Here is a 23,024-nt window from a genome sequence, read left to right as displayed (position 1 = left end):
GGGTTTTTTCATGCTCTATTATTATAGCGTCAGCTCGATTTCATCATACGCGCGAATCATGACATCTGCCTTAGTCGGCTTGGTATCGAATTGGCGCTCCTCATCGATGAACACCTGCAACACCGAGCCCGCGCTGTGGCCCATCTCCATATCGCCGACGGAATCGCCGATAACGGCCACTTCATGCGGCTGCAAGCCGAGCTCCCGGCAAGCGAGCTCCACCATATCCGGATACGGCTTGCCATGCTCCACGCAATCGTCGCCAATAACAGCAGCGAAATAGTGGCGGATACCCATCTTTTCCAGATGCTGCTCTGACGGACGCTTGTCGTCCGCTGTCACTACGGCCATAGGCAGACCGAGCTCGCGGCAACGTTCTAAGAACGGCACGACGCCGGATATCGGCACGATGTTCGCACGCTCCAGCACTTGATCGTTCGCATACTCGAACACTTCCGTCACACGCTGAACCGCTTCGTTCCATGGCACGCCTTCCTTATACAGCAGGTATGTGGCAATGCCTATCATTTGCGAAGGCGAGCCCATCGCGAGCGGCCCTTGGCGATCATGCTTGCGCACGGAGCCGTCCTCTTCAATGTACACGCCCAATATATAACCCGGCTGATCCGGTAATTCGCCGCCTTCTTTCTTCAGCTCCCGTTCCAATCCCGAAAGCACCGTCTCTGCCCACCAACCCCACAGGCTAATAAATTGCAGCAGCGTCCCGTCCTTATCGAACAGAATGCCGCGCACCTGTGCGCTGCAGCCGCCGACGTTCATCTGTACCATCCACATCTCCCTTTCCCCGGTTGATGGTATCATAGTTCGGCGCACGGAGCATATTTCCTGCTTTCCCGTACAAGATTATTCGTTATATTTTTAGGCGTCCAACCGCTCCGTCCGTGTATACGCGGCGGCTGACACCATCCACTTGGCATATGTCTCTTGCTGAACCGTCACTAGATAATCATCCAATTGCTGGCTCAGCATGACGATCTCATCATCCGTGAAGCTCTTCTTCTCGTTCACCGCCTGCACCAATTCACGTCGAATTCGTTCAATTGTCTGCATCAACGCTTCTTGCGTGCGTTTCCCCGATAAATGAGCGATATTCATTAGCTAGGTCACCCTTTCCGGCTGGAAACGGTCTGACGACAATTCGTTATCCAGATTCTGTATTCTGACCTAGTATAACCCATGTTTCTCGAAACCTCGCTTTTGGATTCTCTAGAAAACTCAATAATTATACTAATCTGTAAAATAAAAGAACACCCTTCCTGAAGGGCGTTCCATGGAAAATTTCCGCTACGGTATAACGAAATGTTTTACCACTCCACTACTCCGCCGCCGGCGCCCGCGAACGCTTTAAATACGTCAGACTGCACAACCGTCTCGAACAGAGGATAGACAAATACGGCAACACCCAGTGCCATAACTGATAAATTGCTCCACATTTTTTTCATTGTAAAACCTCCTGATGGATATTTTTCAGCGCATGAAACGCTGCTCTTACCTTCTGCAGTAAACCGTATAGCTGTTCGATGTTTTCATTCTTTGCTCTGATCTCGCCTAATAGCCGATCAAACAGCAGTTCAAAACAACTATGAGCGTTATTTTTCCTATCTATCTTAAAAAACAAGGTCGCGCTTTTTAGCAAACAATCAACGGATTCTTCTTTCCTGTTCAGCCTATAATAGTAGTCGCTTTTTAACTTGTAATAAAAAGCTTGATCGGAAATAACGAGGGGATTTAACCGAGTAAGCTCGATATAATCCTTTTCATTTGCAATAAGCCGATCGATCGCTTTAAAGTTGTTCTGATGAAGATACAAATCGATGAGCTCGCATATGATGTATATTTTTCCGGGGTTTCTCATCAGACAGCCTTGCAACTGGTTAGTAGCCAAAGCAAGCCTTCCTTTTTTTGCATTCAGTTTTCCCCGCATGAACTGTACATTTTCTAAAACAGCAGGAAACGAGTAGGTTTCATATTTATTGATATTCGCTTCAGCCATATCGTAATTGCCGATAAAAAAGCAACAAAAGCTGACCAAGAGAACAGCATCCGCTTTTAATTTGCTTTCCGTAACGTCCAGCTTTTCGACATAATGGAGCGACTCTATCGCCTCTTCGTATTTATTCAGGTGGTAGGCATGAACGCCCAACTTGTAATAAAGCTTAATTTGTTCTTCGATCGTCAAGAATTGAACATAATTCAAAATACTTTTTCCGGTGTGATATGTAGTTTGCAATTCTTCATACTTATCTCGTTGAATCAGGTATTCCTGCAGCAGCGCCTTAGCGTAGTATGTTTGGATGCCATGTGAACGCGTATAATCAATGATAAGCTTGTACAAGGCTAATCTAATGGCTAGATTGTCTTTGACCGTTCCAACAAAGGTGTATAACTCTTCTACCAAATCGTAGCTGTCTTTTCGCTCGTCTAGTAAATAGCGGGAGGCAATGCGGGTACATAATGAGGGCGCGCTGGTGACGGATTGTCTTAAGATGGACATAAGCACGTCGGCTCTTTGTTCCACGGAGAGATATAACTCCACAATGTCTGCATAAGGAAAGTCAAGGGCGCTCGCGAGGGCCTGCATCGTTTTGAAATCTGGACGCTTCGTTTCCCCGTTCTCAATCTTGGAAATAATCCCTTTTCCTACGCCAGATCTCTCTTCCAGCACGGTTAAAGTTAAATTGGCTTCCTGTCGGCGTGTTCTGATGAGGTCGCCAATAGATGTGAACTCTAGCGACTCCGTTCTCATTCCCTCACCCTTCCAAATAACACTTATCGACTTTCCATTACATTTTACCACATATTCCCTAATAAGTGAATAACCATTGCTTAATAACTTGCAAGTTTCCACCCATCTCCATACGACTGTGCAGGCCTTCCAACTGTTCAACGATAATCTGTTCCTTAAAGAAAGTGCCCCCGTGAATCATGAAGATCACAAGGGCACCTATGCTTTTAGCTCGCCAAGCTCGTTAACTCAAGCGCTTCCGGCAATACTTTTTTGGCGGCATCCAGCCACGTGCGCGCCTCAGGTCCAATGCGGAATACACGGTTAGAAGGATTGTTCACAATTCGAGATAACTCAGAATAGATAGGGTAATCCTCCTCTAAGGCACTATATACACTATGGCGTGCCGGCAGGAGATATTGCGGATATTGGCCGTCAGCATGAGGCCGCAGGGCTTGTTCCACCGTATCCGAAGCGGCCACGACATTCGCTAGCTCTTTGGCTAGTTCGGGATGGGATGTCTGAGAGTTCACACCAACAGCATCACTGTAGAAGAGCGGAATGTCTTGTGCGGCCGATGACGAAATCGGTTTAAACCTTACCTGATCTGCGTAAGAACCCATCCGCATCATCGATTCGCTGTAGCCGATAAAGGCTCTGCCGCTGCCCTGCGCGAACCAGGAGGCTCTTGCATATGCGTCGCCATCCTCCGGATAATATTGCGACTGATCTACACCTGCCATATCGATTAGCAGCCTCAAGCCGCGAATGGCCTTCTCATTCAGATGGTCCAGCGGCGGAAGAACGTCATATTTTGTATAACGGTTGGTTACATCGATAAGCGCTTCCAAATACATGCTCGCCTTGGTCGTGCCTCCAGACATGTCGATCAGCAGCCCCTTATTTGCCGGAGGCGGGATTTGATCGGAATGATTGGTGCCGACTTGCTTGTATAGATCATAAATATTATTTACTTGCGCCATTTTCAGATCATCTTTCCGGTAAAAGAGCAGGTTCGTGCATAAAATTTGCGGAAGAGCATACACTTTCCCGTTTCGTTTCGCGCCCTGCAGCGCAAAGTGCACAAAATCATCCGCCTGGTCGATTTCATTGCTGCTGAAAGGGAGCAAATACCCTGCATCCACGAAATGGCTGAGGAAAATCGAATCTAACACGAACACGTCCAGATCCTCAGGCGGTTCCGTTGAATAGGAATCCCAAGCCACAAACTCCAGCTTGACGTCTGGCTCCTTCCGCTCCCACTGTTCGAGAACGGCCGCTTCAAACCGGGAAGAATCAGGCACGTAGGGATACACCGCTACCTTCAACGTAATATTCGCAGGTACGTTGAGATGGTCCGCTCCAGCCCCTGCCGGACTGACGACAACAAGCAACAATGCCAGCATAATCATCATATTTCTGTAAATGATTCCTTTAAAACTTTTCATGCCGCTATCACCCGCCTCTATTAAAATGCAAATCACCATTTAACTTGATAGATTTCGAGTCAACGGAAAAAAGAGATAGATTCATCCGCCAGGGCGTCCGCGATCCACCGGGGATGCATCGTCAACATATTATCCGGCAGCGCATCCAATTCAAAATATTGCACATCCAAGGTTTCGTCCCCTTCTCTGACCAGCGTTCCTCCCACCACCTCACAACGAAAGTACGTCGTCACAAAATGGCTGACCTTCCCGTTGGGATACGAAAAAACTTGGGAATCAGGGTTCGAATATACCCCGATCAACCGCGTCACTTTTACGTTCAGGCCGGTTTCCTCGGCGATTTCCCGAACGATCGCTTCCTCTACGGTTTCTCCCAGCTCGACATGACCCGACGGAATCCCCCAGCACCCATTATCTGCACGCTTCATCAGGAGAACCCTGCGGCGTTCATCCATAATCATGCCCGCCACCCCCGGCTTGATGTCATCCGGCCAAGGAAAAGCCGGGGCCGTCCAAGGCTCCAAGCGCACCTCTTGATCCCATAAGCTGCGCAAATCGGGAATGATAGCATCGGGTTTGCGAAAATCCCGCGCAGATGGAAACTCGGAACGTGGAGCGCTTGATACGAGAATTGCCGATATGCCCATCCGGTGTGCGCCAACAATGTCCGTATCGGGAGTGTCACCTATCATGACTGCGCGGGACAAGTCCTCCACATATTCAAGCGCCTGCTGGAACATATAAGGAAATGGCTTGCCCACAACGTCCGGGATTATTCCCGCAGACATCTTGATAGCTTCAACAACCGTTCCGACCGCCATCATAGGCCCTTCTGGACCCGGGAATATCCTGTCCGCATTGGTGGCAATGCATTTTGCGCCCTTAACAATTCGCGTCACGGCTCCCTGTATCTCCCGGAGTGTAAGTTCATCACTCCAGCCGACGACAATAGCTTCGGCGCTGCTCACATCAACAAGCTCAAGGCCTGCCTGACGGCATTCCCATTCCAAATGCTCGTCCCCCAGCACATATACAGAATGGACTTGCTGCTCACTTAAATAACGCGCTGTTGCCCATCCCGATGTGACGACTTCACCAACGTTCGCTTCAATCCCGAGGCCGTTCAACTTAGCCGCGACTTGCTCGCGCGTCATGCAGGGATTGTTGGTCAGAAACCGAACCGTCTTGCGTTCGGTCCGAAGGCGTTCGAGCGCTTGAACTGCACCCGGCAGGGCCTCGGACCCAATATAGATCACGCCATCCAAATCAAACAAGAACACATCAAATCTATCCAGCAACACGTCATTCCTCCTTACGTTCACTCTGCCGGTTTGCCATGAGGTTATCTCCCGACTCTGATCGGGAAATCGGTGCTCACGCGTCTTTGACTGCCCGATAAATGAGGAAGGGAGGATAATCCCGCTCCATTTTCCATTGTTCAAACTGACTCGCTTGCTCTATTTCTCTTAATTCATCCGGAGGGATATGCCGTAAAGTAGGCTCCAAACATTCAATATTTTTGAAACCAACCTCCTGCAGGAGCTCGTGATACATCTCTTTAGGCCAGTGGAAATCATGAAGAATCATATCCTCCCGATCCGGAAGATGGAGCCATTCTTGCCGCGCTTCACCATGTTTATATTTTCTTCCCGGCTCCCCATTGCGGAACGTCGAAAATTCGATGCCCGTCGAATCCGGATGCGTGTCCAAAATCGCGTAGGGTGCGCCCGGGGCCAATACCCGGTGAATCTCCCTCATAATTCGCTGGATTCGATCTTGGCTGCTTGTATTGATGAACACATAGCAGGTCATGGCGCCATATACCGAATTATCCTCCAGAAATACTAATTGATCATTTTCGATTCGGTGGTAGTCCACCTGAGGGTGGGAACGTTTTTGAACGGCAATATCAAGCATATTGCTTGATTCATCCACGGCAATGACATTCAAATCCATGCTCTCTGCCAGCCGGTAGGCTACTTTTCCGGGTCCGCACCCATAATCCAGCACCCGCTTCCCTCCGGGAACGGAGCTTAAAATATCAAACACAAATCGAAACCCCAAAGTCTGCTCCAGAATGTCATTGTAAGCCTCGAACTGATTAGCTACGACCTCTTGCTTCCACGACGTCTGCATCCAATTGCCCCCTTATCACTGCTGGATATGCTGCATATTTGATATAGACAGATTAGGCCACTTGTTTTGCAACAGCCTCTGATAGACCGGCCACAAAGCATGGAACACGGAAGCATCCACCGGTCTCTTATAAGCTACAGATTGGTAGAAGCTGAACAGCAGCAATACCTGCCGCCAGTAAGCAGGCATGTCCAGCGTCTCAATATCCGGGCCTGATAAGGTGATTTGGTCTTCTCTCAGCAACGATTCATACTCCAGTATGGTCTGAATATAAGGCCACTGGCTTCCCGAAGGCATTGCGGGAAAAGTGTCAACGCTCTGATTGTCATGCGTCTCAGAATGAGCCTCTTTCAGCACCTTCTCCACGACATGATTATCCGGCTGATATATATGTACCGAACCGACCACATGATAATAATCGCCCAACTCCAGCTGAAGCTCCCTGGCAAGCAGCTCCTGCATGAACGTGAATGAAAAAACATCACTGACCATGCCTCGAAACGCATCGTTCGCACGCATGTAGGCGACAGTATACAACTTCCGCTCCCGCACAAAAAATTGGAGCCCAATCGTACAGGAAACATCGATGTTTGCTGATTCCAGCGATTCATTGGCATCGAAAATCTGGATAAAAGCCCGCTTGGAATCCGGGTCATCTTGACCCAGTAAATGCGCGATTCGTTTCCATTGATTCACCTTGTCAGATCCGAAACGAAAAATTTTGGGGCCGTAAGCCGTTCCTGTAAGCGTGCGGCCATTCATAGAATAATCGTTCATTTTCCGATTGTAGTAGCCGATATAATCCAGATCGTCCCTGCCCGACAGATACCACAATGCTTCGGCAAAATTGAATATGATATTCGTGCGGCGGCTCGATAAATAACAGACGCGCTCCACGGGATTCGCGAGGGCAAATTGATAATTCAGCCTCTCGCGGCTCTGATGACCGCGCGGCGCATTAGAGAACTGCGGTTTGTTATAAATTTCGTCTAACGTAGCTATATAAGAATCGTGAAAATGGTCGAAGCGCACCAACCTCTCCTCCTTCTATTCCGCAATGCTAAACATTTGTTCGAGCTTGGACAGGTAATCTTTTTCTTCTTGATAGGAAATGAACGTCACATCGGCGACTTTACTGAGCCCCCTGATTAAGAATGCATAATCCTTGTTCTCCTCTAGCAGCAGAATGATAGGCTTGCCAAAGGCAGAAGCCCAGCCGATTTCAATATGCGTGCCTGGAGAAGCGGGCGATCCGGGAAATGCAACGAACAGATCGCAGGCGCGGATTTCCTCGAAGTCAATGGCCGTACATTGTTCAGGCGTCATGAAATCTTTGCCCCAGCCTTCGCGCTTATGCGCATTATGAACAGCATAATTTCTCGCTTCAAAAAAAGAGATCAGCTGGATCAGTCTTTGCTGCTCGCTTTCTTGCATGCAGCCTGTTTCGGCATCCACCAAACTTTTGAATGGTCCCGCTAAAAACAACTTCTTGATACCCGATTTGTTCACGATACTCATCTCGCAGCTTCCACCTTTCAAATTTGGCTATACATTGACGGCCAATGATTGATTTATCGTCCCCTAGCTGTTCATTTACGGCTCTAGCCGGCGTATTCTAGCCGCCGATTCACGAATGTCATTCCCCCCGGTTATCTCCGAAATGACGGCTACGCCATCCGCGCCCGCTTGCATGACCGCCGCGGCGTTCGCAGAAGTAATCCCGCCGATTCCGGCGAGAGGCACATCGATTCCCGCTGCGCGCATCTGCCGAATGATGGACACGCCCTGCACTTTATGCGCATCGTCCTTGGAGCGGGTAGGGTATATTGGCCCGATTCCCAAATAATCCGCTCCTTGTTCCACGGCGAGCCGCGCCTCCGCAACCGTATGCGCCGATACTCCGAGGATTTTATCGCCGATCTTCGACCTAACACGATCTGCCTGTTCATCATCCTGACCAATATGGATGCCATCCGCGCCGAGCTCGAGCGCAAGTTCGATATCATCATTGACGATAAATGGAACGCCGATCCTGCGGCAGAGGGCTTGAATCTCCAATCCCAATTGCCTTTTCCTGTCTCCGGTCAGCGCGCCCGCTCCCTTTTCGCGATATTGAAACAGCGACACGCCTCCCGCTAGCGCTTCTCGCACTACATATAACGGATCCAGCCGGCAATTGACGCTTCCCATCACCATGTAGAGCCGCAAGTATGAGCGCATCCGTTCCGCTGGAATTCGGCTCACGACCGCACCGCCCTTCTGCGGCCGTAAGCCCAGTGGTTGGTCGGACCATGACCTTGGCCGATGCCAAGCGTATCTTCAAGCGCCGCCTGAATGAACGCGCGGGCTGTCCCTACGGCATCAACGACAGACGAGCCTTTGGCCAGCTCTGCCGTCAGGACTGAAGAGAAGGTGCATCCCGTTCCATGCGTATGCCGGGTATGAACCCGCTTACCATCCAGCTCGGTGAAGTGTTGTCCGTCATATAGCAGGTCCGTCACCTGCTTATCCTCCTCGCTATGACCGCCCTTAATGACGATATAGCGGGGACCGTAAGCACCGATCCGCTTAGCGGCTTCACGCCGATCTGCCATTGTTCGGATGGACATGCCGGTTATGGCCCCGGCCTCGGGAATATTCGGCGTCACGACGAGAGCAAGCGGCAACAGACGCTCTTTCAATGCTTCCACCGCCGCCTGCTGCAGCAACTCGGAGCCCCCTTTGGCGATCATCACCGGATCGACCACGACCGCTTTCCAGCCGAAGTGCTCAATCCGATCTGCCACGGCCGCAATAATATCCTTGCTAAAAAGCATGCCTGTCTTGACCGCATCAGGCGCAAGATCGGACCCGATCGCGTCCATTTGACCGGTCACAGCTGCGGTAGGAAGCGGGTACACGGCCTGAACGCCCAGCGTATTCTGCACCGTAATGGCCGTAATCGCGGACATCCCGAACACGTCCAGCTCTTGGAACGTTTTGATATCCGCCTGGATCCCCGCGCCGCCTCCACTGTCCGAACCGGCAATCGTCAGAGCTTTATATACGTTCATTGCGCTTCACCTTCCTTTACGGAGGACGGCAGGAATTCCCGCACTTCCGTATTTGCCGTCAGAGAATCCCTGTTCAGCCTAGATAGTTCGTCGATAAGGGCGATTTGGAAGCTCCCCGGTCCCGCAGCTTCCGTTCGCTCTGCAGCCCGGTAGGCGGCAGCTCCGTAAAAAGCAAGCCCTGCAGTTCCTGCCAGCAGCAAATCCCGTTCCACAGCGGCAAATGCCCCCAGCACCGATGTCAATAAACATCCGGCACCCGTCACCTGCATCAACAGACGATGGCCACCCTTCACGATGCAACCGGTCTGTCCGTCAGTAATGACGTCTTCCGGTCCCGTTACAGCGACGACCGTACGTAGCTTTCTGGCAGCTCGGGCGGCTAATTCCACTCTCTCGTCACCCGCTGATTGTCCGGCATCCACCCCTTTAATGGCTCGGTTTTCTCCATTCAGGTGCGCTACTTCGGCAGCGTTGCCCCGGAGCAAGGACACCTCCACCTCGCGTAGGATACGCAAGGCAGACGCCGTCCGAAACGGTGTCGCTCCCGCCCCTACCGGATCGAGCAGCACTGGGACCCCGTGTGAGTTGGCAGATTGCCCAGCAATAATCATCGCTTCTACCAGCTCCTCAGAGAGAGTGCCAAGATTCAACACCAGCGCTCCAGCTATCTTGGCCATATCGGCCACTTCCTCGCGCGCATACGCCATCACCGGCGAAGCGCCCAGCGCCAGCAATCCGTTGGCCGTAAAATTCGTCACCACCACATTCGTCATATTGTGTATGAGCGGCTGTTCCTTGTGAAGTTTATCAATGAGAACGGATACTTGGTGTAAGGACATGATCAATCCAACCTTCCTTTAGGGCCGGGAGCCTGCAGAGGCCAGATGATAGTCATGAGATTCATAGACTGCTAGCGTTTTCCTAACCTTTATAGTGGTTGTTCAACAAGCCTCCTTTTGATCACGCGCTTATGAAAATGATAGACGGATTATGATTGACTGAGTTTACAACTAGATTGAACGATTGCAGGAAGGAAACAGAGCACAACGCAACATAAGCAAGCATTTTCCAGACTCCGATAGACTTGTGGCACAAGAAAGCTTGTTATAGCAAGGGGAAGTAAATAGTATTTTTACAACAAAAAACACATGCGAACAGCATGCGTCGTACATTTACATGTTCGCTTCCTACGCTGGCATTACCCAACAGGTTCAATCGGTCTACAACAGACTAGTTGTACTCTCAGCTTGCTTCAGCAGGCTCCCGCTAGTTATTTTTGTTAATTTTCTACTTTTGTTCTTTCTTATTTCATATTATAGGTTAAATTTGTAAAATGCAATGACATATTTGGAAAGGAATGCGATCAGAGTCTCCTTATTGGAAAATACACTATTTTTATTGCACAAAATACAGTGGATGAGACTAAGGATGATAGGAGTTATTGTGCATTCGTGGCCCCTCAATCCTATATCGATTCCTCCTTTGGTTCACTCTCCCAATGATTCAGATTGTTCCAATGAATAGCTCTGCAGGGATTGACTCATACATGCAATGAATGGGGCTAGTGGGCAGAAGAGTTTCCTGGACGAGAAAGATCGACTTCGCACGATTGTTGGATCAAGCCAAGCATTGAGAGATGCATTCGTAAATGGACGGTCTGAACAAGGCTCTTCTCCCCTTCATTCAGAATGGCAGCCCCCTTTCCTTTTCAAACAAGAATGGGTTGTCGGACTACTCGGCAAATGGGCCTTATGCCCATTCTCCCATACCGTCAGGAAGGATGACGACGGGGAAGAGATACATGCCAATTTGAATATACCCTGCCATAACCCAGCCGCTCATGATGGCAGATAACCAGAGTCGTCCCTGGCCGTGGCGCCTCCTGAAGGATGGGGAGAATGAAGCAAAGGGGCCGATGAAGCATAGCACCGTCAGTCTGAACGCGCCATGACACGAGCGGAACATTTCGTTCATGATGAAGAATCAATGAAAGTATAACCCCCTCAGCAAAAAAACCGTCGCCTGCCCACTCGGCAGACGACGGTTCATCGTCAAGCTGTGCTCAATTGCATGTTACGCGTCCTTTGTTGCTGCGACGAGCGACTTCTCTGTCCGCTCGCGGTCGCGTTCAAGGACAGGCTTCAAGTAGCGTCCGGTGTAAGAGGCATCTACCTTCACGACGTCTTCCGGCGTGCCTTGGGCAACGAGCGTTCCACCGCCGTTGCCGCCTTCCGGACCTAAATCGATGATATAATCCGCCGTCTTGATGACATCGAGATTATGCTCGATGACGAGCACGCTCTCACCGGAGTCAACGAGGCGGTGCAGCACCTGCAGCAAGCGGTCGATATCAGCTACGTGCAGACCGGTCGTCGGCTCGTCCAAAATATAGAACGTCTTGCCAGTGCTGCGGCGGTACAGCTCAGCTGCGAGCTTCACCCGCTGCGCCTCGCCGCCGGACAACGTCGTCGCCGGCTGGCCAAGCTTCATATAGCCAAGGCCGACATCCAAGATCGTCTGCACCTTGCGGTGAATGCGCGGCACGTTCTGGAAGAACTCTACTCCATCCTCTACCGTCATTTCAAGCACATCGGCAATGTTCTTGCCTTTATACTTCACTTCCAGCGTTTCACGATTGTATCGTTTGCCTTTGCATATCTCGCACGGCACATATACATCCGGCAGGAAGTGCATCTCAATCTTAATAATCCCGTCTCCGCGACAAGCCTCACAGCGGCCGCCCTTCACGTTGAAGCTGAACCGGCCCTTCTTGTAGCCGCGAATCTTCGCTTCATTCGTCTGTGCGAACAGATCGCGAATATCATCGAACACGCCGGTATAGGTGGCCGGGTTGGAACGCGGTGTCCGCCCTATAGGCGATTGGTCAATTTCGATTACTTTATCGATATGCTCCAACCCGCGAATTTCACGGTGCTCGCCTGGACGAACCTTGGCTCTGTTCAGATCGCGCGCCAATGTCTTGTACAGAATCTCGTTCACCAGTGTCGATTTCCCCGATCCAGAGACGCCCGTGACTGCCGTGAATACGCCAAGTGGAATTTTCGCATTGACGCCACGCAAATTATTCTCCTTGGCTCCGCGCACTTCGATCCATCTTCCGTCCAACGCCCGGCGCTCCAGCGGAACCGGAATGAACTTGCGCCCGCTTAAGTATTGGCCGGTGAGCGATGCCTGATCCGCCATAATTTCCTTCGGCGTGCCTTCAGCAACGACCTTGCCGCCATGTATTCCGGCTCCCGGACCGATATCAATAATATAGTCAGCCGCAAGCATCGTATCCTCGTCGTGCTCTACGACAATCAGCGTATTGCCCAGATTGCGCATATGCTCCAACGTCTCAATGAGGCGGTCGTTATCGCGTTGATGCAGTCCAATGCTTGGCTCGTCCAATATATACAATACGCCCATCAAGCTGGACCCAATCTGCGTCGCGAGACGAATCCGCTGTGCCTCGCCGCCGGACAGCGTTCCTGCCGCACGGTTCAGCGTCAAATATTCAAGTCCGACATTCACGAGAAATCCGAGGCGCGAATTAATCTCTTTCAAGATGAGATTGGCAATCATCTGCTCCTTCTCGCTCAGCTCCAGACCAGAGAAGAAACGCTGTGCTTCCCCGATCGACAGCGATGTGACATAGGCCATGTTCTTATCATTCACGGTCACCGCCAATATTTCCTTGCGCAAGCGATGACCTTTGCATACGCTACACGGCTTCGCGCTCATAAACCCTTCGATGTACTCGCGGATGCCTTCCGAGGCCGTCTCACGATAGCGACGTTCCAGGTTGTGAATTACGCCTTCGAACACAACGTGAGCTTCCTTCGAATGTCCGAAATCATTCTCGTAACGGAACTTCACCTTCTCGCTGCCCGTGCCATGCAGCAGCTTCGTCATCTGATCCGGCTCGAGCTGCGCTATCGGAATATCGGTCGGAATGCCGTAATGGTCGCAGACCGACTTCAGGAACTGCGGATAGTAGTTCGAAGTGCTCCCGGCCCATGCTTCGAACGCTCCGTCATCAATGGTCTTCTCCTGATTAGGAATCAACATCTCGGGATCGACAATCATCTTCATGCCAAGTCCGTCGCATTCCGGACAAGCGCCGAACGGACTATTGAACGAGAACATCCGCGGAGATAATTCATCCATGCTGAAGCCGCAAGTCGGACAAGCCAGATTCGAGCTGAATATGAGTTCTTCTTCGCCGATAATATCGACGAGCAGCTTGCCGCCTGACATCTGCAGCGCCGTCTCGATCGAATCTGCCAAGCGAGCTTGAACATCATCCTTGACGACGATCCGGTCAACGACGACTTCGATGCTATGTTTGCGGTTCTTGTCGAGCTCAATGCTCTCCGATACTTCGCGAATCTCGCCATCTACGCGTACGCGCACGAAGCCCTGCTTCTGGATGTCGGCGAGCACCGTCTTATGCTCGCCTTTGCGTCCGGAGATGACTGGCGCCAAGAGCTGCAGCTTGGTCCGTTCTGGATAAGACATGATGCGGTCCACCATCTGCTCGACCGTCTGCGACGTAATCTCAATCCCGTGCTCCGGGCAATGTGGATGCCCGATGCGGGCGAACAGCAAGCGCAAGTAATCGTAAATTTCCGTGACTGTTCCAACGGTGGAACGCGGGTTGCGGCTTGTCGTCTTCTGGTCGATCGAAATGGCTGGAGATAAGCCGTCTATCGAATCGACGTCCGGCTTCTCCATCTGTCCTAGAAATTGGCGTGCGTAGGCAGAGAGCGACTCCACGTAACGCCGTTGGCCTTCCGCATAAATGGTATCAAACGCTAAAGACGATTTTCCCGAGCCGCTTAAGCCCGTCAGAACGACGAACTTATCACGAGGAATCGTCACATCTATATTTTTCAGATTATGGGCACGCGCCCCTTTAATCACTATATGTTCACTCGCCAATGGGTTACCCTCCTTTTCGGGTTCACTCGAACCTCATGAAGCCTTCCGAATTGTTATTCCATCGCCCGTAGTTCAAGCAGAGCGTCACGCAGCTCGGCCGCGCGTTCGAACTGCAAGTTCTTGGCTGCATCTTTCATTTCTTTCTCCAAACGCTGAATCAGTGATTGGCGGTCTTTCTTAGACAGCTTCTCCACGGACTTGCCAATATCATACTCACCCTTCGATTCAGCTGTCTTCGTCGCTTCAATGACGTCGCGAATCTTCTTGCGAATCGTCTGCGGCGTAATGCCGTGCTTCTCATTGTGCGCAATCTGTATGCTGCGGCGGCGTTCCGTCTCCTTGATCGCCTTCGTCATAGAGTCGGTCATCTTGTCAGCATACATAATGACGTATCCATCCGAGTTGCGCGCCGCACGTCCGATCGTCTGAATGAGCGATCGGTCCGAACGCAAGAAGCCTTCCTTATCGGCATCCAGTATCGCAACTAACGACACCTCCGGCAAGTCCAATCCTTCCCGCAGCAGGTTAATGCCTATCAGCACATCGAATACGCCCAGGCGCAGATCGCGAAGCAGCATCATGCGCTCCAGCGTCTTAATATCAGAGTGCAGATAGCGTACTTTAATACCGATTTCCTTCAAGTAATCGGTTAAGTCCTCTGACATCTTCTTCGTCAGCGTCGTCACGAGCACCCGTTCATCTTTCGCCAAGCGAATGCGGATCTGCTCGATCAGGTCATCGATCTGTCCTTTCGTCGGACGCACCTCAATGACAGGGTCAAGCAGTCCAGTCGGACGAATAATCTGTTCGATCATTTCCGGACAGTGCTCTATTTCGTATGGTCCCGGCGTTGCCGATACGAAAATGGATTGACCCATCTTCTGTTCGAATTCCTCGAACTTAAGCGGCCGGTTATCCAGCGCAGACGGCAGACGGAAGCCATGCTCCACGAGCACTTCCTTCCGGGCGCGGTCTCCGTTGTACATCCCGCGAATCTGCGGCAGTGTTACATGCGACTCGTCAACAACAATCAGGAAATCATCTGGGAAATAATCAAGCAGCGTATACGGAGTCGCTCCGGGTTCCCGGAACGTTAGCGGACCCGAGTAGTTCTCGATCCCGGAACAGAAGCCCATCTCCTGCATCATCTCGATATCATACCGCGTCCGCTGTTCTAGACGCTGCGCCTCCAGCAGCTTGCCCTGATCACGCAGCACTTCCAGCCGTTCTTCCAATTCACGCTCGATATTAACGAGCGCCACCTTCATCGTCTCTTCAGCCGTAACAAAGTGAGAAGCCGGAAAGATAGCGATATGGTCGCGTTCACCGATAATTTCTCCCGTTAATACATCAATTTCCGTAATGCGCTCAATCTCGTCCCCGAATAGCTCGATGCGCACCGCATGCTCACTCTTCGAGGCCGGGAAGATTTCTACAACATCCCCGCGCACGCGGAACGTCCCGCGGACAAAGTTCATATCATTGCGCTGATACTGAATGTCTACCAGCTTCGACAATATGACGTTGCGCGGCTTCTCCATTCCGGTACGTAGAGACAACACAAGATTTCCGTACTCAATCGGAGAACCTAAGCCATATATGCAGGATACACTCGCTACGATAATGACGTCCCGCCGCTCGAACAGCGAACTCGTCGCAGAGTGGCGCAGCTTATCAATCTCTTCATTGATGCTCGAGTCCTTCTCGATATACGTATCCGAAGAGGGAATGTACGCCTCCGGCTGATAATAATCGTAATAACTTACAAAGTAATCTACCGAGTTATTCGGGAAAAACTCTTTGAACTCGCTGCATAACTGCGCCGCGAGCGTCTTGTTATGCGCAATAACGAGCGTCGGCCGGTTCACACGGGCAATCATCTGGGCAATCGTAAACGTCTTCCCTGTTCCCGTGGCACCGAGCAGAGTCTGAACCTTCTTTCCTTGATACACACCCTCTACCAACTGTTCAATAGCTTGGGGCTGATCTCCTTGAGGCGCAAATTCCGATTCTAGCTCGAACGTCTTCGTGCTGATTTCCAAATCTGCCATCACTTCACCGCACTTTCCGTATTCAGTTCTTACTTCTATTATTACCATCTTGCGAATGGTTCCTTAATCCTGATTTCACCTGAAGGGTATTCATTCATCTAGGTCCCCCGACTCAAAACGCATGCAAAACATGACGGGGTGGATCCCTCCCTAAACTTTACCCAATCTTCACCCGATAAAAATAGGAGACAGCGCAAAAATTAGAGAAGCGGATGCGCCATCCAAAATGACCGCTTCTTCAGTTCTTTTTATACGTGGATAAGGACGGTTGCGCTCCTGTCTAGCCCAAGTCCTTAATACGTTCAAAATAGGAATGTTTGTTCCCTTTTCATTATACTCCTTTCATGGATTGGATGCAAATGGGAAATGTATGTTTAACGGGAGAGGATTAACTTATGGATAAAACGACGGTAATTGGCATTATCGCAGGATTAGCCGCATTAATCGGCGGCTTTTTGTGGGAAGGAGGCCAGATCAGCGGTTTATGGGAGAAGACCGCTGCACTCATCGTATTTGGGGGCACGATTGCAGCGGTTGTCGTCAGCTTTCCGGGCAAACGTCTGCGCAACATCCCAAGCGCACTCAAAATGGCTTTCCGGCGCAACCCGACAGACGCGCAGAAGCTGATTGACGACATCGTGGCGATGAGCAATATTGCCCGCCGTGAAGGAGTTCTGGCCTTGGAGGGCCATGCGCAGAAGCATGAGAACGGATACTTGCGCGATGGCATGATGATGGTGGTGGACGGCACAGATCCAGAGCTAATCAAGCAGATGCTTGAGCTTGAAATGGATGGCGTCGAAGAGAAGCATGACGGCTATGCCAAAATATTCGAAGCTGCCGGCGGCTATGCGCCTACTATGGGAATTATCGGAACGGTCATGGGGCTGATTCACGTGCTTAGCAATCTCTCCGATCCTTCAGCGCTCGGTCCTTCCATTGCAGTCGCTTTCACGGCTACTCTGTACGGGGTCGCAACGGCCAATGTCATCTATCTTCCGATCGCGAGCAAGATCAAATCGCGCAGCGAGGGAGAAATTCGCTTAATGGAAATGATGGAGTACGGCATATTGTCTGTCCAAGCGGGAGAGAACCCGCAAATTGTGCGCAAAAAGCTTGGCTCGTTCCTGCTCGCCGAAGATTCGTTACAACCGCTGAAGATGGTTCCGGACGCAAAGCGAGGGATGATTCATGAGACGCAGAAATAGAAAGGGCGCCGCCAAGACGGAGAGTCACGAGCGCTGGCTTATCACCTATGCCGACTTGATTACGCTGCTCATGATTTTTTTCGTCATCATGTACGCCATGAGCCAAGTGGATGCGGATAAGTATGAATCACTTTCCGAGACGCTTCAGCTCTCCTTCCGCAATGCCGATTCCGCCCTGCCGAAGGGGTCTGGCATCCTGGACGGCGGTTATCTGAAGACCGGAGAGACCGGCGCCCTCGACACCGCTCAAGACGGTGGTTCGGGTGACATGAAGGAAGAGCATGCAGTTGCGATTGGAACGATAACGAACAAAGATTTAGCATTTCGCAAGCAGGAAGAGGAATTGAAAAACTTCATGAACGTCATTCAGCAATATGTGGATGACAACAAGCTCGGCGAGCAAATTGAAGTGTCGGATATTCCGAAAGGGATTGCAATCCGTATGAGCGACAAGCTGCTGTTCGACTTGAGCCGGGCCGATCTGAAGCAGAAAGCGATGCCGACGATGGACAAGCTCGCCAGCTTGTTCCCACAGCTGAATACGACCATCAGTATTGAAGGGCATACAGATAATCTTGCCTTCGCGCCAGGCGGACGATACAAGGACAACTGGGAATTGTCCGCAGCACGCGCGTTGTCTGTGCTTCGTTTCCTAGTGGACGAGAAGAAGCTGGATCCTGAACAGTTCCAAATTGCCGGATATGGTGAAACCCGCCCCGTTGTGGATAACAAAACGGAAGAGCACCGCCAGCAGAACCGAAGAGTCGAAATTATCGTTCTACGCAATATGGTGCAGTAATTCAGATTATTACGCCATCAGTCCTATCAATCACATAATGTCTGGAAATACACAGTTTATGCACAATGTTAACAGAGTTATCCACGTTATGCACTGATATATCAACAGTTTGTTAACAACTTCTGGACAATTCAGACTGTTTCGTAATCAGTTATCCACAATTCACAGCAATTATCTATATTTTGATATAAAAAGCTCACATCCTGCGTTGGATGTGAGCTTTTTTCATTTATATCGAGGTGTCCGTCGTTGCAGTCGGCCGGTGAGCTTCTTCATGTTTATCCGCCCTATCGTTCCCTGTGGATATTCCTTGCTCATCTTGCTTCGGGCCGAACCCCTGCTTCAGCTTCGCCCATGGTGCAGCGAGCAGCGCGAAAAAGGAAGGCTGCCTCGTTACTGCAACAAAGCTGACGCTATTGTCCGGTGCCAGCAGCACGCCCAGCTGATGATGCTCTCCCGCATACAGCGCACGCTGCAGGAAGCGGACTTCTCCGTTCGCATCGTACACTTCAAGCTTGCAAAATGCCGCATTTGACCGCAGCGCCTGATGCAGCTGTTCCTTCGTGCGCACGGAAATGCCATTTGCCTTCGCGATGACCTCGCCGATGCGGATGCCGAGCTCCTGCGCCGGGCTGCCCGGCAGTACCGCCAGCACGCGCAGACCGCGCGCATCCTGTGTGAAGACAGGGCTGCGTTCACTTTCCTCGCGGCGGCTGTACCAGATGAGCGCTTCGTGCAGCACGAGCGCGGCGATAGCAGCAACCGGCACGAGCGGCGACCACCATGTCGCTGCCAAGCCGAGCGCGAGCAGCACCGCCGCGTAGGCGAACAGGCGCGAAGCGCTGACCGCCGCCTTCTCTTGCGGCAAGCGTGTGAACGTCAGCTCGGAGAAGCCGATCATGACTGGAAATGCAATAAGCGTCCAGCCCTGCAGCCAGATATCACCGCCGAAGAGCGGCGTCCAAGGCAGCGGCGTTCCCGCTGTCGCTGTCGGAAAGAGCAGCATGAGCGGCACCGGCCAGAGGCTCTGCATCTGATATGCGCCGACGATGCGGCCGCGCTTGCTCTCCATGAACAGCGGCCCGGCCATCCTTGCTGCTTGCTTGCGAATGAGCCAAGCTTCCGCGGCATGCAGCAGCGCAACGAGCACCAGCAGGCCAGCCGCATCCATGTCACGGATCGCTGCGATCATCGTTCCGCCCCATCCGTCCACCGTCCAGTCTGGCGCAAATACGCGCAATCCGAACTGCAGCAAGGCAAGCACACTGGCAGAATAAGCGAGACATAAGAAGCGCACACGCACAAGCAGCAGCAGCAAAGCGACAATCCACAGCGCAATAACAACCTCGCGGGTTACGGTAATTCCGAGCCCGATGGCGGCCGCCGATACGATGAGGCCCGCTATGAGACCACCAAGCCACGCATGCCATGTTTGCTCCGCCCAACTATGCATCTTGACGGAGAACAGCCTTCGTTCCAGCGTCACCTGTCTCCGATAGTACATCGCAATGAGGATGATTGCCAACCAATAAAATGGCGACAGCAGCCATTGCAGCAATCCTTCTGCCAAATGAACACCGATTTCCGCTAGGAGGTCCACTTCACCCGCTCCTTTCCACAACCCAACCTGTCTTACTCTCATGTATATCAACGTTATGTTTCAGCACTATGCAACAAGGAAACAAAAAAAAGGAAGGTACAAGCCGAAGCTTGCGACCTTCCTTATATTCGACAGACTTTACCGAATTTCCTTCTGCAATGTGTCTACCGCTTTATGCAATTGCGCATCGTTCTTCGGATCACGCATTGCCTTCATAATCGCTTGCTCGAGTTGTTCTCCTGTCTTAGCGTCCACCGAGCCGGTGACCCCCAGCTTGTGATCGCGCTGGAATGCCTTGATCGCCGTTTCCGTCTCCTTCGAGAAGTAGCCGTCCTTGCGTCCAGGCTTATAGCCGAGGCCATCCAGCATAATTTGAACGTTTTTCACGTCCGCATCATTCATGTCGAACTTCAGCGTCCTATCTTTAGAAATCGGAGCCACGTAATAGAAATCAGGCTGCTGCACCGAAATATCCGGTTCGATGCCTTTCTGGTGAATCCAGTTGCCGTTTGGCGTCAGCCATTTGGCAATCGTAATCTTAATCAATCCGCCATCACCGGAATCGTAGCTCGTCTGAACTGTGCCTTTACCGAACGTATGCTCACCGACCAGCTTAGCGCCTGCCGATTCCTTGAGCGCACTGGCCATAATCTCTGAAGCGCTGGCGCTGCCTTTATTCGTTAGCACCGTCACTGGATAAGATTTCACTCCAGCTGCGCCTTGGGAATTGTAACGATCGCGCTCTTTGTTGCGATTTTCAATCTGGACGATCGGTTTGCCCTTCGGCACGAACAACTCCGTCATCTTCTGCACGATATCCAGCACCCCGCCCGGATTGTTGCGCACATCAATGACGAGTCCCTTCATGCCCTGCTTCTCCAGCTTCTCCAGTTCCTCTTTAAATCGCTCGAATGTGTTCAGAGAGAACTGGCGAATCTCGATATAGCCGATTTTGTCTTCCAGCATCTTCGGATAGACCGTCTCCATATCCACTTCGTCCCGCACGACGAAAAGCTCTATCGGCTTGGATTGGCCGGCGCGCTTAATCGTAATCTTCGCCTTCGATCCTTTTGGGCCGCGAATTTTCGCTACGGCCTCGTTCAAGTTCTTGCCTTCCAGACTCTCGCCATTCACCGACAGCAGGACGTCCTTCGGCATAACTCCCGCCTTCTCAGCTGGAGATCCTTTAATCGGCGACACCACCGTCACTTCGCCATTCTCCATCGTAACTTCCGCGCCAATTCCGGTAAAGGCGCCTTCAATACTGTGATTGAACTGCTCCGCTTCCTCTTTCTCCATGAACGTAGAATAAGGATCGCCGAGGGAAGTAATCATGCCGTGTACAGCTCCATTAACCAGCTTATCGCGATCGACCGACGTAAAGAACTTGTTCTCGATAATTCCCAATGCTGAATTAAGCTTCTGCATTTCTTGCGTCGATAGGCCACTGCCCGTCGCGGCAGCTTGTCCTCCGCTTGCAAATATCGGCAAATCCACAGCGGTCAGCGTTAACGCGCTGCTTACCAGCATCGCCGCTCCCACAAGCAGAGCGACGGTACGCCCTTTGAACGACATATAAATCACCGCCTTCGTCTTGTCCGTATGCATAAGCTCGGGGCCATTCAACCTTCGGTTTATACAACCGGTACCTTATAAAGCATCTTGGTGCAAATGGAATCAGAAAATATTGCTTTCACATCATGCAGGTGCTGATTCATCACCCAGAAACCGTACGCCCTCAGACGAGGACGGCACAGCCGTTTCCACGTGACACTCACTATTATATGTCAAATATTCCGCAATTATTTTAAATAATCCTCTGGGTCAACACGTTCACCGTTCAAGCGAACTTCAAAATGAAGGTGATTGCCTGTGGCGCGCCCAGTCGCCCCGACTTCCGCGATTTTGTCACCACGCTTGACCGTATCGCCCTTCTTAACCTTGATTCCACCGTTCTTGATATGACCGTATAAAGACCAAAGCCCGTTCCCATGGTCAATAATAACACAGTTTCCGTAGCCACTCCACCATTCTGCCAGTATGACGGCTCCGTTTTCTGCGGCATAAATCGGCGTTCCACCCGCTACGGCCATGTCGATACCGCTATGGAACGCGCCGCTTTTGCCATTAATCGGATCTGTACGAGAACCAAATTTCGATGAAATGTAATAATCGGCAGCGAGCGGCACCCCGAGCTTACCGCCAGTATACGTATATACTCGCTGCGGACTCTTCTGCGTCGGCTTCGGCTTGTTCAAGCTATTCTTCTTCCGGATTAAATCCGCGCGCTTCTGCGCGAATTCCATCAGCAAGCGTTCCTGCTCCTCGCTCGCCTCATCCGATTCATCAATCTGTTCATTGTAGCTCGCAATCATGACTTCTTTTTCTTTTTCCTTCAACATCAGGTCTTTCTTGGCGCTGTCCAGCTTGGCATATAACAGCTTGACCCGCTTCAATTCCGTCTCGATTTCCTGCTTCTTCTGTACGACGAGCTGCTTATCACGCTTATGCTCGGCCAATATTTCCTTATCCTGCGCCGCAATTGATTGCAAAGAATCGATTCGGTCGAGGAAATCGGAGAAGCTCGTAGCACTGAACAAAACATCTATGTAGGATACGAATCCGTTCGTATACATAAGCCTTACGCGTGTATCGAGCAGCTTCCCCCGGTCTTCAATACGGTGGTTAACCTCTTGAAGCTCATGCGCCGTAGTTTCCAGGTTCGATTCCGACGTATCGATTTGCGTGGCGACGGAAACCATCTCATTTGCTTTCTTATCGATTTCGCTCAGCAGCATATTCATATCCTTTGTGGTCTTGACGACCATCTTCTGCGCTTCTGCCTTCGTCGATTTTGCTTCCTGCTGCTTCAGCTCCGCTGCGCGCATCTCGCTCTGCAGCTGCTTCAGTTCCTTATTAACCTTATCCAATTCGGACGCTTGTCCAGTGGATGGCGGCACCATCGAGAAAAGAATTGCAAAGCTTGCAAGCAGTGCTATCCATCTTTTTTTCCCGTACTCTTGTTTCAACGCGGCTCCT

General features: G+C 51.3%; 19 protein-coding genes. 2 read left to right on the top strand and 17 right to left on the bottom strand.

Annotated features, from left to right (window positions below):
- Nucleotides 1-21: 21 nt before the first annotated feature.
- The 14 genes from LQV63_RS08480 to uvrB all read right to left on the bottom strand — a co-directional run bounded on the left by LQV63_RS08480 (nt 22) and on the right by uvrB (nt 16,378).
- Complete coding sequence (locus LQV63_RS08480; RefSeq protein WP_233696365.1) at nt 22-789, bottom strand: HAD family hydrolase; 768 nt, start codon at nt 787-789, stop codon at nt 22-24.
- Nucleotides 790-879: 90 nt separating this feature from the next.
- Nucleotides 880-1,116, bottom strand: a complete 237-nt coding sequence (locus tag LQV63_RS08475) for an aspartyl-phosphate phosphatase Spo0E family protein (RefSeq protein ID WP_019424772.1) — start codon at nt 1,114-1,116, stop codon at nt 880-882.
- A 209-nt stretch (nt 1,117-1,325) separates the two neighbouring features.
- Nucleotides 1,326-1,463, bottom strand: coding sequence for a hypothetical protein (locus LQV63_RS08470; RefSeq protein ID WP_019424771.1), 138 nt, complete (start codon nt 1,461-1,463; stop codon nt 1,326-1,328).
- Nucleotides 1,460-2,767: a helix-turn-helix domain-containing protein gene (locus LQV63_RS08465; RefSeq protein ID WP_233696364.1), complete on the bottom strand. Its 1,308-nt coding sequence runs from the start codon at nt 2,765-2,767 to the stop codon at nt 1,460-1,462. The genes LQV63_RS08470 and LQV63_RS08465 overlap by 4 nt, the downstream gene beginning before the upstream one ends.
- Before the next feature lie 206 nt (nt 2,768-2,973).
- Nucleotides 2,974-4,194 carry a thiamine pyridinylase gene (bcmE, locus tag LQV63_RS08460; protein WP_233696363.1) on the bottom strand — a complete coding sequence of 407 codons (1,221 nt, stop codon included), beginning with the start codon at nt 4,192-4,194 and terminating at the stop codon, nt 2,974-2,976.
- 59 nt (nt 4,195-4,253) lie between these two features.
- Nucleotides 4,254-5,495: an HAD-IIA family hydrolase gene (locus tag LQV63_RS08455; protein ID WP_233696362.1), complete on the bottom strand. Its 1,242-nt coding sequence runs from the start codon at nt 5,493-5,495 to the stop codon at nt 4,254-4,256.
- A gap of 73 nt (nt 5,496-5,568) precedes the next feature.
- On the bottom strand, nt 5,569-6,330 hold the full coding sequence (locus LQV63_RS08450; protein WP_233696361.1) for a class I SAM-dependent methyltransferase: 762 nt from the start codon (nt 6,328-6,330) through the stop codon (nt 5,569-5,571).
- 15 nt (nt 6,331-6,345) lie between these two features.
- A complete protein-coding gene (locus LQV63_RS08445) occupies nt 6,346-7,362 on the bottom strand; it encodes a thymidylate synthase (RefSeq protein WP_233696360.1) in 1,017 nt (338 codons plus the stop codon).
- A 15-nt stretch (nt 7,363-7,377) separates the two neighbouring features.
- Nucleotides 7,378-7,848, bottom strand: coding sequence for a nucleoside 2-deoxyribosyltransferase (locus LQV63_RS08440; RefSeq protein WP_019424764.1), 471 nt, complete (start codon nt 7,846-7,848; stop codon nt 7,378-7,380).
- A gap of 75 nt (nt 7,849-7,923) precedes the next feature.
- On the bottom strand, nt 7,924-8,550 hold the full coding sequence (gene thiE / locus LQV63_RS08435; RefSeq protein WP_267933960.1) for a thiamine phosphate synthase: 627 nt from the start codon (nt 8,548-8,550) through the stop codon (nt 7,924-7,926).
- A gap of 20 nt (nt 8,551-8,570) precedes the next feature.
- Nucleotides 8,571-9,383, bottom strand: coding sequence for a bifunctional hydroxymethylpyrimidine kinase/phosphomethylpyrimidine kinase (gene thiD, locus LQV63_RS08430; RefSeq protein ID WP_233696358.1), 813 nt, complete (start codon nt 9,381-9,383; stop codon nt 8,571-8,573).
- Complete coding sequence (gene thiM, locus LQV63_RS08425; protein WP_233696357.1) at nt 9,380-10,222, bottom strand: hydroxyethylthiazole kinase; 843 nt, start codon at nt 10,220-10,222, stop codon at nt 9,380-9,382. The genes thiD and thiM overlap by 4 nt, the downstream gene beginning before the upstream one ends.
- Nucleotides 10,223-11,456: 1,234 nt before the next feature.
- On the bottom strand, nt 11,457-14,327 hold the full coding sequence (gene uvrA, locus LQV63_RS08420; protein ID WP_019424760.1) for an excinuclease ABC subunit UvrA: 2,871 nt from the start codon (nt 14,325-14,327) through the stop codon (nt 11,457-11,459).
- 53 nt (nt 14,328-14,380) lie between these two features.
- Nucleotides 14,381-16,378, bottom strand: coding sequence for an excinuclease ABC subunit UvrB (uvrB, locus tag LQV63_RS08415; RefSeq protein ID WP_026011392.1), 1,998 nt, complete (start codon nt 16,376-16,378; stop codon nt 14,381-14,383).
- Between the two features lie 395 nt (nt 16,379-16,773).
- On the opposite strand from uvrB, the gene LQV63_RS08410 reads away from it, so the two are divergent.
- Together LQV63_RS08410 and LQV63_RS08405 are read left to right on the top strand one after the other, a co-directional pair.
- Nucleotides 16,774-17,586, top strand: coding sequence for a flagellar motor protein (locus LQV63_RS08410; protein WP_233696356.1), 813 nt, complete (start codon nt 16,774-16,776; stop codon nt 17,584-17,586).
- On the top strand, nt 17,570-18,385 hold the full coding sequence (locus LQV63_RS08405; RefSeq protein WP_019424757.1) for an OmpA/MotB family protein: 816 nt from the start codon (nt 17,570-17,572) through the stop codon (nt 18,383-18,385). The genes LQV63_RS08410 and LQV63_RS08405 overlap by 17 nt, the downstream gene beginning before the upstream one ends.
- 229 nt (nt 18,386-18,614) lie before the next feature.
- Here LQV63_RS08405 and LQV63_RS08400 read toward each other — a convergent pair whose 3' ends face one another.
- The 3 genes from LQV63_RS08400 to LQV63_RS08390 all read right to left on the bottom strand — a co-directional run bounded on the left by LQV63_RS08400 (nt 18,615) and on the right by LQV63_RS08390 (nt 23,014).
- The gene (locus LQV63_RS08400) at nt 18,615-19,985 is read right to left on the bottom strand and encodes a PDZ domain-containing protein (protein WP_233696355.1); all 1,371 of its coding nucleotides are present in this window, start codon (nt 19,983-19,985) and stop codon (nt 18,615-18,617) included.
- A gap of 138 nt (nt 19,986-20,123) precedes the next feature.
- A complete protein-coding gene (locus tag LQV63_RS08395; RefSeq protein WP_233696354.1) occupies nt 20,124-21,560 on the bottom strand; it encodes a S41 family peptidase in 1,437 nt (478 codons plus the stop codon).
- A 227-nt stretch (nt 21,561-21,787) separates the two neighbouring features.
- A complete protein-coding gene (locus LQV63_RS08390; RefSeq protein WP_233696353.1) occupies nt 21,788-23,014 on the bottom strand; it encodes a murein hydrolase activator EnvC family protein in 1,227 nt (408 codons plus the stop codon).
- Between the last annotated feature and the right edge of the window lie 10 nt (nt 23,015-23,024).

Source organism: Paenibacillus profundus, assembly GCF_021369635.1.
GTDB lineage: Bacteria > Bacillota > Bacilli > Paenibacillales > Paenibacillaceae > Paenibacillus_B > Paenibacillus_B profundus.
Note: the sequence above shows the minus strand (reverse complement) of the source record. Positions and strands in the feature narration are given on the sequence as shown.